Source organism: Actinomycetospora sp., from assembly GCF_036497245.1.
In the GTDB taxonomy this organism is placed as follows: domain Bacteria; phylum Actinomycetota; class Actinomycetes; order Mycobacteriales; family Pseudonocardiaceae; genus Actinomycetospora.
On sequence record NZ_DASXJS010000282.1, the window covers coordinates 1 to 8,634 of the forward strand.

The window sequence follows — 8,634 nt, forward strand, 5'->3', positions numbered from 1 at the left end:
ATCCATGGCACGCATCCGGACCACCGTCGACGGCCTCGTCTACGAGGACGACGTCGAGCCCCGCATGCTGCTCGTGCAGTACCTGAGGGAACGCCTCGGCAAGACCGGCACGGTGATCGGCTGCGACACCAGCAACTGCGGTGCCTGCACGGTGCACCTCGACGGTCTCTCGGTGAAGTCCTGTTCCGTGCTGGCCGTCCAGGCCAACGGCAGCGAGGTGCTCACGGTCGAGGGTCTCGAGCGTGACGGTCAGCTGCACCCGGTCCAGCAGGCGTTCCACGACAACCATGCCCTGCAGTGCGGCTACTGCACGCCGGGCATGATCATGCAGTCGATCGATCTCCTCGGCGACAACCCGGACCCCTCCGAGCACGAGGTCCGCGAGGGCATCGAGGGCAACCTCTGCCGCTGCACCGGCTACCAGAACATCGTCCGCGCGGTCCAGGACGCGGCGCAGAAGATGAAGCCGGGCGCCGGGAACACGGTGCCCTCACAGCAGACGCCGCAGTCCGTTGCGGGCGGGGGGGCCTGATGACCACGACGGAGAAGAAGCCCCCGGTCCAGGAGATCGGGCGCGACCGCCGCCGCAAGGAGGACCGCCGCCTCATCACGGGGCGCACGCGCTGGACCGACAACCAGGCCATCACCGGCCTGCTCCACATCTCGGTGGTGCGCAGCCCGTTCGCGCACGCCGAGATCCAGGCGATCGACACCAGCGCCGCGAAGCAGGTCCCGGGCGTCGTCGCGGTCTACACCGCGGCCGACCTCGGCGCCGACGCGGTCCAGCTGCCCTGCGCCTGGCCGATCACCAAGGACATGAAGTCCCCGCAGCGCCCGGCGCTGGCCGGGACCAGGGTGAACTTCGCCGGCGAGGGAGTGGCCGTCATCGTCGCGCGCTCCGCGGCGATCGCGAAGGACGCCGCCGAGCTCGTCGAGGTCGACTACAACGAGCTCGAGCCGGTGCTGGACATGGAGGCGGCGCTGGCCGACGGCGCCACCCTCGTCCACCCGGAGCTCGGCACCAACCAGAACGCCCAGTGGGTGTTCGACTCGGGCGAGGCGGGCTCGGGCGGCTCCGCCACCGAGGCCATCGCGGCCGCCGAGAAGGCCGACGACCAGATCGTCGTCCGTCGCCGGTTCCGCCAGCAGCGCCTGGTGCCGGTGTTCATGGAGCCGCGCTCCACGGTGGTGGACCCCAACGGCGAGCAGCTGACGATGTGGTCGTCGACCCAGGTACCGCACATCCTCAAGACGATGCTCGCGCTGACCCTCGGGCTGCCCGAGCACAAGCTCCGCGTCATCGCCCCCGACGTGGGCGGCGGCTTCGGCGGCAAGATCGCCGTGGCGCCGGAGGAGGTCGTCACGCTGCTGGTGGCCCGCAAGCTGGGCAAGCCGGTGAAGTGGACCGAGACCCGCTCGGAGTCGCTGCTCACCGCGCACCACGGCCGTGACCAGATCCAGGACCTCGCCGTCAGCGTCACCAAGGACGGCAGGATCACCGGCCTGGACGTGAAGCTCCTGGCGGACATGGGCGCCTACCTGGGCCTGGTCGGCCCGGGCGTGCCGATCCTCGGCGCGTTCATGTTCAACGCGATCTACAAGGTCCCGGCCTACCGGTTCGACTGCACCAACGTCTTCACCACCAAGACGCTCACCGACGCCTACCGCGGCGCCGGCCGTCCGGAGGCCACCTTCGGCATCGAGCGGATGATGGACGAGGTCGCGCTCGAGCTCGGCATGGAGCCGATGGAGTTCCGCAAGAAGAACTGGATCACCCACGGGGAGTTCCCGTTCACCACGGTCAGCACGTTGACCTACGACACGGGCAACTACGAGGTCGCGACCGACCAGGCCATGGCCATGTTCGACTACGCAGGCATGCGTCGTGAGCAGGACGAGCGGCGCCGGCGCGGCGACGTCAAGCAGCTCGGCATCGGCATCTCGACCTTCACCGAGATGTGCGGCCTCGCCCCGTCCCGCGTGCTCGGCTCGCTGGACTACGGCGCAGGCGGCTGGGAGACCGCGTCCATCCGGATGCTGCCCACCGGCAAGGCCGAGGTCGTCGTCGGCGTCAGCCCGCACGGGCAGGGCCACGAGACCGCGTTCTCGCAGATCATCGCGGACAAGCTGGGCATCCCGTTCGACGACGTCGAGATCCTCCACGGGGACACCCAGTCGTCCTACCGCGGCCTCGACACCTACGGCTCGCGCTCGCTGGCCGTCGGTGGCATCGCCATGGTGAAGGCGGCCGAGAAGGTCGTCGACAAGGCCAAGCCGATCGCCGCGCACATGCTCGAGGCCTCCGAGGACGACCTCGAGTTCACCGCGGGCACGTTCAGCGTCAAGGGCACCGACAAGGGCGTGGGCATCGCCGACGTGGCCCTGGCCGTGTTCGCCGCGCACGACATGCCCGAGGGCGTCGAGCCCGACATCGACGCCCACGCGACGTTCGACCCGGAGAACTTCTCCTACCCGCACGGCACCCACCTGTGCGCGGTCGAGGTCGACACCGAGACCGGCTTCGTGCAGCTGCACAAGTACGTCTGCGTCGACGACGTCGGCACCGTGATCAACCCGCTGATCGTCGAGGGGCAGGTCCACGGCGGTCTCGCCCAGGGCATCGCCCAGGCCCTCTTCGAGGAGGCCGCCTACGACGAGTCCGGGACGCTCCTCTCGGGCACACTGGTCGACTACACGCTGCCCTCGGCGGCCGACCTGATCAGCTTCGACACGGCGAACACCACGACCCCCTCGACGACCAACCCGCTGGGCGTCAAGGGCGTCGGCGAGGCGGGCACCATCGCCTCGACTCCCGCCGTCGTGAACGCCGTCCTCGATGCCGTGCGCCAGTACGGTGTCTCCGACATCGACATGCCGACCACCCCGTACCGGGTGTGGACGGCGATCAACTCCGCGAAGGGCACCGCGGGCCGTGGCGACGAGGCGAACGTGGCCTCGCCGGGTGCGGGCCTCGGCTCCAACGCCAAGGACAGCTCGGTGAAGAACCAGGGAGGCGCGCTGTGATCCCGGCATCGTTCGACTACGTCCGGCCGACGACGGTCGGCGAGGCGGTGCAGGCCTTGTCCGACGGCGGGGACGACGCGAAGATCCTGGCCGGCGGCCAGAGCTTCATCCCCGTCCTGCGGCTGCGCATGGGTGACCCGTCGCTGGTCGTCGACCTCGGCGGCGTCGCCGAACTGCGCGGTGTGCGCGACGAGGGCGACGCGATCGTCGTCGGGGCCATGACGACCCACCACGACGTCACCCGCGACGACCTGCTGAACCAGCACGTGGCGCTGATCAGCGAGGCGACGAGGACCGTGGCGGACCCGCAGGTCCGCCACCGCGGGACCCTCGGCGGGGCCCTGGCGCACGCGGACCCCGCGGGCGACCTGGCCGCGCCGACGCTCGCGCTCGACGCCGAACTGGTCGTCGTGGGCCCGTCCGGTGAGCGTCGCGTGCCCGCGGCGGAGTTCTTCGAGGACTACTTCACGACGGCCATCGGCCCAACGGAGATCCTCACCGCCATCCGGTTCCCGAAGTACACCGGCTGGGGCGCGCGCTACGAGAAGTTCAACCGCGTGGCCCAGGCCTGGTCGATCGTCGCGGTCGCCGCCACGGTCAAGGTCGAGGGCGGGACGATCACTGACGCGCGCATCGGCCTCACCAATATGGCGGGTACCCCGGTGCGGGCGCGGGGTGTGGAATCGGCCCTGGTGGGGCAGTCGATGGCCGAGGAGACGGTCCGCGCAGCCGCGCAGGCCGCCGCCGAGGGCACCAGCCCCACGTCGGACGCCGACGCCGGCTCGGACTACCGCGAGCACCTCGCCAGGGTGCTCACCGGCCGGGCGGTTCTCGCCGCGGCCGGCTGAGCCCTCGCCGTACCGCTACGAGGCCCGTCTCCGCCCCTGGAAAAAGGGGCGGCGACGGGCCTCGCGCATGTCGTCCCTCATGCCGTATGGAGGCAAGTTATGCAGCTGGAGAACTCGTTCACCGTCCCCGTGGACATCGACACCGTCTACGACGCCCTCAACGACCCCGAGAAGGTGACCCCCTGCTTCCCGGGCGCGACCCTGACCTCCGAGGACGGTGACGACTTCACCGGGACCGTGAAGGTGAAGCTCGGTCCGATCTCGATGACCTACAAGGGCAAGGGCACCTTCGTCGAGCGCGACAAGACCAACCACAAGGTCGTCGTCGACGCCTCGGGACGCGACTCGCGCGGCAACGGCACCGCCTCGGCCAAGGCGACGCTGACCATGAAGGACGCGGGCAGCGGCAAGACCACGGTCACCGTGCTCACCGAGATGCAGGTGACCGGCAAGCCCGCGCAGTTCGGCCGCGGCGTGATGGCCGACGTCGGCGACAAGATCCTCGGCCAGTTCGCGTCGTGCCTCGCCGACGAGTTCGCCGAGGCCCCCGCGCCCGCGGCGGAGGCTCCCTCGGCGTCCAACGGCGCTGCACCCGCGGCCTCGTCGGGAGCAGCCACCGCCACGGCCGGTGCGGCCGCTCCGGTGTCCCAGCCCGCCGCGCCTGCGCCGGTCGCCGCCTCGTCCGGGGCCCCCGAGGCCGCGCCGATGGCCTCGACGGTCGCCGGCGCGAAGCAGGAGAACGCGTCCGCCGCCAAGCCCGGGGCCTCGCCCTCGGCCAGTGCTCCGCAACCCGTGGCGTCCGCGGCGGGCGCCACGGCGGCGCGTCCGAAGCGCCAGCCGGTCGAGGCGATCGACCTGCTCGACGCCTCCGGTGACGCGATCACCAAGCGACTGATCCCGGTCGCCGCGGGCATCGGCGTGCTCGGGCTGATCTTCCTGATCATCCGGCTCGCCCGCCGCTGATCCGCCGCAGATCCGCCGCCGCCCAGTGACAGCAATGGCCCCCTATCGGCGTGCTCGGTAGGACGCTGTCACTGGGCGAGCGGACGGCGCCACCCACGCATGCGCTCCGCGGCCGGGCGAGAATGTCGACCATGACGACGACCCCTGCCGCCGCGGACACCTCCGTGACCGGTCCCCTCGCGGGCCTGCGGGTGCTGGAGATGGGCACGATCATCGCGGGCCCGTTCGCGGCCCGGATCCTCGGCGACTACGGCGCCGACGTCGTCAAGATCGAGCCGCCGGGGCGTCCCGACCCGGTGCGCGAGTGGGGCCAGGGCGACTACCACGGGCACCGCTTCATGTGGACCGTGATCGGGCGGAACAAGCGCTGCATCACCCTCGACCTGCGCAGCGAACGCGGTCAGGAGGTCCTGATGCGCCTGATCGAGCAGACCGACATCGTCGTCGAGAACTTCCGCCCCGGCACGCTCGAGCGCTGGAACCTCGGCTACGACCGGCTCGCGGCGGTCAACCCCGGACTGATCCTCGGTCGCGTCTCCGGCTACGGGCAGACCGGGCCCTACGCCTCGCTGCCCGGGTACGCCTCCGTCGCCGAGGCGATGAGCGGGCTGCGGGGGATCAACGGCTACCCCGACCAGCCGCCCCCGCGCACGGCGGTCTCGCTCGGCGACTCGCTCGCCGGGATGGTCGCGGTGCAGGGTGTGCTCGCCGCGCTGTACCGGCGCTCGGTGACGGGGACGGGGCAGGTCGTCGACATCGCGATCACCGAGGCCTGCCTGTCGGTGCTCGAGTCGTGCATCCCCGAGTACGACAAGCTCGGCCGCGTCCGCCGGCCGTCCGGGACCCGGCTCGACGGGATCGCCCCCTCGAACATCTACCAGGCCGCCGACGGGCTCTGGATGGTCGTCGCGGCGAACCAGGACAGCGTCTTCCGGCGGCTGTGTGCCGTGATGGAGCGCCCGGAGCTCGCCGAGGATCCCCGCTTCGTCGACCACGCCGCGCGGGGGGAGAACCAGGACGAGATCGACGGCATCGTCGCGGACTGGGTCCGGGCCCGGCCGGCTGCCGAGGTGCGCACGATGCTCGACGAGGCCGGGGTGATCGTCGGGCCCATCAACACCATCGCCGAGGTCGTCGACGACGAGCAGTTCCGCGCCCGCGACATGCTCGTCCCGCACCACGACGAGCGCTTCGACGAGGACGTCCTCGGCCCCGGCGTGGTCCCGACCTTCGGCACCACCCCGGGCAGCGTGCGCCGCGCGGGCACCGCCCCCGGGGCGGACAACCACGCGGTCTACGGCGAGCTGGGGCTCGGGCCCGACGAGATCGACTCGCTCGCCGCGGACGGGGTGATCTGAGGTGGCCTCCCATCCGGTGCGCGTCGGCCACGCCCGGCGGATCGGCGACGGGGCCCTGACCGGGACGACGGTGGTGCTGCCGGGTCCCGACGGTGCCGTGGCCGGGGTCGACGTGCGCGGGGGAGGACCGGGGACGCGCGAGACCGACGCCCTGGACCCGCGGACCCTCGTCGACCGGGTGCACGCGGTGGTGCTCTCGGGGGGATCGGCCTACGGGCTCGCCGCGGCGACCGGGGTGATGGACGCCCTCGGTGACGACGGTGTCGGCTTCCGGGTCGGTGCGCGCGCGACCGAGGTGGTGCCGATCGTGCCCGCGGCGGTGGTGTTCGACCTCGGGCGCGGCGGGGACTTCCGCGCCCGCCCCGACGCCGCGCTCGGGGCGGCGGCGCTCGCGGCCGCCGTCGAGGGGCCCTCGGCGCAGGGAGTGGTCGGGGCAGGCACCGGGGCGCTCGTCGGCGGGCTCAAGGGCGGGGTGGGGACGGCGTCGGTGACCCTGGACGGCGGCGACTCGGTCACCGCGCTGTGCGTGGTCAACGCGGCGGGCTCGGCCGTGGACCCGCAGACCGGCGAGCTGTGGTCCGCCCGGCACCTGACCGCCGACGACGCCGTCCCGCCGGAGCTACCGGCCGACCGCGGCCCGCTGCGCGACCGCCTCGCCGCCGCGACCGCACCGCCCACGCTCAACACCACCATCGGCGTCATCTGGACCGACGCCACGCTCACCGTGGCCCAGTGCTCGAAGCTCGCCGCGGTCGCGCACGACGGGCTGGCCCGCGCGATCCGTCCGGTGCACGGCATGACTGACGGCGACACCTTCTTCGGCCTCGCCACCACCGAGCGCCCGGCCCCCGACCTCGCCGGGCTCCAGGCCGTGCTCACCGCCGGGGCGGACGCCGTGACGCGCGCCGTCGGGAACGCGGTGCTGGCGGCGGAGACGGTCACGACGGACGCTGGGACCTACCGCTGTTACCGGGACGTGGTCGCGGGATGAGGCTGCGCGTGGCCACCTGGAACCTCTGGTGGCGACTCGGCGACCACGAACGGCGCCGCCCCGGGGTCCTCGCCGCGCTGCGCGACCTCGACGCCGACGTGATCGCCCTGCAGGAAGTGTGGTCCTCGGCCACCGACGACCTCGCGTCTGCGCTCGCGGCCGACCTCGGGATGTATGCCGCCTTCGGTGGCTCGCCCGACCCCACGCCGTGGACGAGTGGGCGCGACGGCCCGACCTACGGGATCGGGAACGCGGTGCTGGCCCGCTGGCCGGTCCGCGCCGAGCGCACGGAGGGATTGCCGGCCGGGCGGGTGCCGGGGACGCGGGTGCTCCACGGGACGGTCGTCGACACCCCGGCGGGCTCGTGTCCGGTCTGGTCCGTGCACCTGGACTCGTCGCTGGTCGGGTCGCGCGGCCGGGTCGAGCAGGTCCGGGTGATCGCCCGGCGCGTGGTCACCGCTCCGCCGACCGACCTGCCCCCGCTCGTGATGGGCGATTTCAACGCCCAGGCCGACTCCGACGAGATGCGCCTGCTCGAGGGCCATCTCACCGCTCCCGCCGAGCCCGGCCTGCTGCTGGTGAACACCCGGCGCTGGGCCGTCGACCCGGACGAGCCGACCTGGACCCCGGCGAACCCCTACGTCGCGCCCAGCGGTTCCCCGCCCGCGCGCATCGACCACGTGCTCGTCGGGCTCGACCGGGGCACGGTGCCGGTGCGCGTGGAGAACACCGCCGTGTTCGGGAATCGTCCGATCGACGGCGTGTGGCCCTCGGACCACGCGGGTGTCGTCGTGGACCTGGCGGTGGGCGATGGTTGACCGGAGAGTGCACCCCTGGTCCCGCGACGCCTCCGGGCCGGCGCTGATCCTCCCGGACGGTTGCCTCGACGTGATCGTGCGCCCGGACGGCACGGCGGTCGTGGCGGGACCGGACGCGACGGCCCGCGAGTCCGACGACGAGGGCCGGTACGTGGGCATCCGGTTCTCGCACGGTCTCGGGCCGCTGGTGCTCGGCGTCCCGGCGGACGAGCTCACCGGTCGGGTGGTCCCGCTCGCGGACGTCGTGGGGCGCGCCGCGGCCGCGGGCCTCGGTGGTGACGCGGCGGCGCTGCGGGACTGGGTGATCGGGAGGCTCGCGACGGTGCACGACGACGACCCGTGGGCGCCTGCCGCGTTCGGTGCAGCCGCCGTCGGGACTCCGGTGGCGACGATCGCCGACCGGACGGGGCTCTCGGCGCGCACCCTGCAGCGCCGCTGCCGTTCCCGTTTCGGCTACGGCCCACAGCACCTCGGGCGGGTCCTGCGCCTGCAGCGGGCGCTCGCGCTGCACCGTCGTGGCGACCCGTGGGCGGATGCGGCGGCCGAAGCCGGCTACGTCGACCAGCCCCACCTCGCGCGGGACTGCAAGGCCCTCACGGGGCGGGCGCCGACCCTGCTCTGAGTCACGTGCC

8 protein-coding genes are annotated in these 8,634 nt (G+C 72.8%); all 8 read left to right on the forward strand.

The features are described 5' to 3' along the window. Positions 1–4 precede the first annotated feature (4 nt). The 8 genes from VGI02_RS28495 (at position 5) to VGI02_RS28530 (ending at position 8,624) form a co-directional block, all read left to right on the forward strand. Positions 5–532 (forward strand): (2Fe-2S)-binding protein, encoded by a 528-nt coding sequence (locus tag VGI02_RS28495; protein WP_331633391.1) that lies wholly within the window; start codon positions 5–7, stop codon positions 530–532. After that, on the forward strand, positions 532–3,024 hold the full coding sequence (locus VGI02_RS28500) for a xanthine dehydrogenase family protein molybdopterin-binding subunit (RefSeq protein WP_331633374.1): 2,493 nt from the start codon (positions 532–534) through the stop codon (positions 3,022–3,024). Before VGI02_RS28495 ends, VGI02_RS28500 begins: the two co-directional genes overlap by 1 nt. Then, positions 3,021–3,872: an FAD binding domain-containing protein gene (locus tag VGI02_RS28505; RefSeq protein WP_331633376.1), complete on the forward strand. Its 852-nt coding sequence runs from the start codon at positions 3,021–3,023 to the stop codon at positions 3,870–3,872. Before VGI02_RS28500 ends, VGI02_RS28505 begins: the two co-directional genes overlap by 4 nt. Before the next feature lie 99 nt (positions 3,873–3,971). After that, entirely contained in the window at positions 3,972–4,835 is an 864-nt protein-coding gene (locus VGI02_RS28510; RefSeq protein WP_331633378.1) for an SRPBCC family protein, read from the forward strand. Positions 4,836–4,966: 131 nt separating this feature from the next. After that, entirely contained in the window at positions 4,967–6,193 is a 1,227-nt protein-coding gene (locus VGI02_RS28515; RefSeq protein WP_331633380.1) for a CaiB/BaiF CoA transferase family protein, read from the forward strand. 1 nt (position 6,194) lies between these two features. Continuing rightward, a complete protein-coding gene (locus tag VGI02_RS28520; protein WP_331633382.1) occupies positions 6,195–7,184 on the forward strand; it encodes a P1 family peptidase in 990 nt (329 codons plus the stop codon). Between the two features lie 8 nt (positions 7,185–7,192). Then, positions 7,193–8,002 (forward strand): endonuclease/exonuclease/phosphatase family protein, encoded by an 810-nt coding sequence (locus tag VGI02_RS28525; protein ID WP_331633384.1) that lies wholly within the window; start codon positions 7,193–7,195, stop codon positions 8,000–8,002. Next, a complete protein-coding gene (locus VGI02_RS28530; RefSeq protein ID WP_331633387.1) occupies positions 7,995–8,624 on the forward strand; it encodes a helix-turn-helix domain-containing protein in 630 nt (209 codons plus the stop codon). Before VGI02_RS28525 ends, VGI02_RS28530 begins: the two co-directional genes overlap by 8 nt. Positions 8,625–8,634 lie beyond the last annotated feature (10 nt).